The sequence below is a fragment of the Pelomicrobium sp. genome (assembly GCF_036803785.1).
Classification (GTDB): Bacteria; Pseudomonadota; Gammaproteobacteria; order Burkholderiales; family UBA6910; genus Pelomicrobium.
On sequence record NZ_DAIRTR010000211.1, the window covers coordinates 1 to 3,288 of the forward strand.

Consider the following 3,288-nt stretch of genomic DNA (forward strand, 5'->3'; position numbering starts at 1 on the left):
CACCACCGCCAATTGCACGTCGAAAGGCAGCGAAGTGGAGACGCCGTTGGGGTAGAGCTCGGTGGTGGTCAACCCCTCGGGCTCGAGAAAAACCTGGTGGGAGGTCTTGGCCGCAAAGCGCACCACTTTGTCTTCGATGGAGGGACAATAGCGAGGGCCGACGCCCTGGATCTTGCCCGAATAGAGCGGAGAGCGGTCCAAGGCCCCCCGGATGATCTCGTGGGTACGCTCGTTGGTGTGGGTGATCCAGCAGGGAAGCTGCCGGGGATGCTGGGCCGGATCCCCCAGAAAGGAGAAGACGGGGGGCGGATCGTCCCCGGGCTGTGCCTCCATCACCGAAAAGTCCACCGTGCGCCCGTCGATGCGGGGCGGTGTCCCGGTCTTTAGGCGTCCCACGGGGAGCTTCAGCTCCCGCAGCCTGGCAGCGAGGGTCAGGGCCGGCGGGTCCCCTGCCCGGCCCGCCTGGTACTGGGCAAACCCCACATGGATTAGGCCAGACAAGAAGGTGCCGGTAGTCAGCACCACGGCCCGGGCCTCGAACCGAAGCCCCAGCTGGGTCACCACCCCCGCCACCCGCTCCCCCTCTAGGAGCAGGTCATCCACCGCCTGCTGAAACAGCCACAGGTTAGGCTGGTTCTCCAACCGCCGGCGGATGGCCTGTTTGTACAGTACCCGGTCCGCCTGGGCCCGCGTGGCCCGCACCGCCGCCCCTTTACTGGCGTTCAGGATGCGGAACTGGATTCCCGCCTCGTCGGTGGCCGCGGCCATGGCACCCCCCAAGGCATCGATTTCCTTCACCAGGTGTCCCTTGCCAATACCGCCGATGGAGGGATTGCAAGACATCTGCCCGAGCGTCTCGATGTTATGGGTGAGCAGCAGAGTCCGCACCCCAGCTCGGGCCGCTGCGAGGGCCGCCTCGGTGCCGGCGTGGCCTCCGCCGACGACGATTACGTCAAAACGGGTGGGATACTGCATGGGGCAAGCGTCCTCGCTTCCTTAGGGCTGCCAATGATACTGCAATCGGGAAGGCCTCCCAATCAGGGGACGTCGGGTTTCACGTGGAACAAATGGCCGATGACGGGTTCCACGTGGAACAACCGGCTATAAATTTTATTTTATTCAGTGCGTTGAAACTCATACTCCCAGCTCGAGGGCGAGCAGCTCCTGCCGCAGGGCCAAGGACCGGGGCAGGCGCTCTCCGAGTTGCTCGAACCATTCCCGGTGGGCCCCCATTTCCCGGCGCCACTCTTCCAGGTCTACGGCCATCAGGGCTTCGAACTGGGCCCGGGAGAAGGACTCCAGCCCCCGCCAGTCGAGATCCTCGTATCGGGGCATCCAGCCGAGCCCGGTCTCCCGGGCGTTCGCTCGCCCGGCGCAGCGCTCGAAAATCCATTTGAGGACTCGCATGTTCTCGCCAAAGCCGGGCCACAGGAAACCGCCCTCGCGCCCCAGACGAAACCAATTGACGCGGAAGATGCGAGGCCGCTCCGCCACTGCCCGGCGCATGTTCAGCCAATGTTGGAAATAGTCCCCCATGTGATAGCCGCAAAACGGCAGCATGGCGAAGGGATCCCGGCGCACCACTCCCACCTGGCCGGTGGCCGCAGCGGTGGTCTCGGATCCCATGGTGGCGGCCATATAGACGCCGTCGTTCCAATCAAGGGCCTCCGTCACCAAGGGCACCGTGTCGGAGCGACGCCCGCCGAAGATGAACGCCGAAATCGGCACCCCCTCCGGGTTTTCCCACTCTGGATCCATGGACGGGCACTGGGCAGTGGGCACAGTGAAGCGGGCGTTGGGATGGGCCGCCTTGCGGCCACAGCCAGGGGTCCAGGGCTCACCCCGCCAGTCGGTGAGCACCGGGGGTGGGGTGCGGGTCATGCCCTCCCACCATACGTCTCCCTCGGGGGTCAGGGCCACGTTGGTAAATATGCCATTGGCATGGAGCGTGGCCACGGCGTTGGGGTTGGTCTCGGTGGAAGTGCCTGGGGCGACCCCGAAAAAGCCGGCTTCCGGGTTGATGGCGTAAAAGCGTCCGTCGGCCCCGGGCTTGATCCAGGCGATGTCCTCCCCCACCGTGGTGGCTTTCCAGCCCGCCAGGGCCTTTGGCGGCACGAGCATGGCCAGATTGGTTTTGCCGCAGGCGCTGGGGAAAGCGGCCGCCATGTACTTTTTTTCCCCGCTCGGGGACTCGACCCCGAGGATGAGCATGTGCTCGGCGAGCCAGCCCTGCTCCCGAGCCAGAACGGAGGCGATGCGCAGGGCAAAGCATTTCTTGCCGAGTAGCGCGTTACCCCCGTAGCCCGAGCCATAGGACCAGATTTCCTTGTCCTCGGGAAAGTGCACGATGTACTTCTCCTGGCGGTTGCACGGCCAGGGGACGTCCTTTTCCCCGGGAGCCAAGGGCATGCCAACGGAATGGACGCAGGGCACGAAATCGCCGTCCTCTCCCAGGATCTGGTATACGGCGCGTCCCATACGGGTCATGATGCGCATGCTGACCACCACGTAGGGCGAGTCGGTGAGTTCCACCCCGACGCGGGCCATGGGAGAGCCGATCGGCCCCATGGAAAAGGGCACCACGTACAACGCGCGGCCGCGCATGCAGCCGGCAAATAACCGCCGCAAGGTGGCGCGCATCTCTTGGGGGTCCACCCAGTTGTTATTGGGGCCCGCGTCTTGGCGGCGTCGGCTGCACACGAAGGTACGCTCCTCCATGCGTGCCACATCGGTGGGATCGGAGCGGGCGAGGAAGCTTTTTGGACGAAGCTGCGGGTTGAGGCGGATCAGGGTACCTGCCGCCACCATCTCGTCGCATAGGCGATCGTACTCGGCTTGGCTGCCGTCGCACCATACGATCCGCTCAGGCCGGGTGAGCTCGGCGATGGCCCGCACCCATGCGATGAGCCGCGCATGCCTCACTTCAGCTGGAGCGCCGAGCCGGCCCCCGGCGACCGCCGTGGTTCGATTCATCGTTGCACCCCTGCGTGTTGTTGGACCGGATGAGGCTCACACTTTACACGAGCCCCGGGGTATCGCGGCACCCTACTTGCCGATGCAGAAGCTAGCGAACCGGCGCGAAGCCGCGCCGTTGCGTAATTTTTTGAAAGTGAATTCTCATCGTGGGAACAAACATGGGAACACCTCCTGAAAAGACCGCCCATTTTGCCCCATCCGGCACCCGCCATCCGCCCTTGAGGTATGATGAAACGCACTGGGGGCCGGTGGACCGCAACCGAAGGGGCGTCGGCCTCATAAGCCGAAGCTGGCCGGGCGAAATTCCCGCCC

At 64.8% G+C, this 3,288-nt stretch carries 2 protein-coding genes; both read right to left on the reverse strand.

What is annotated here, in order from left to right:
• Window positions 1-975 (reverse strand): FAD-dependent oxidoreductase (locus V7Q81_RS15305; protein WP_333845043.1); only part of this gene is annotated, 975 nt, incomplete at its 3' end.
• 159 nt (window positions 976-1,134) lie between these two features.
• Window positions 1,135-2,973 (reverse strand): phosphoenolpyruvate carboxykinase (GTP), encoded by a 1,839-nt coding sequence (locus V7Q81_RS15310; RefSeq protein ID WP_333845046.1) that lies wholly within the window; start codon window positions 2,971-2,973, stop codon window positions 1,135-1,137.
• Between the last annotated feature and the right edge of the window lie 315 nt (window positions 2,974-3,288).

What these genes read in the sequence shown, in the direction of transcription:
- V7Q81_RS15310 (WP_333845046.1), bottom strand. Translation starts at nt 2,973, where the DNA reads ATGAATCGAACCACGGCGGTCGCCGGGGGCCGGCTCGGCGCTCCAGCT.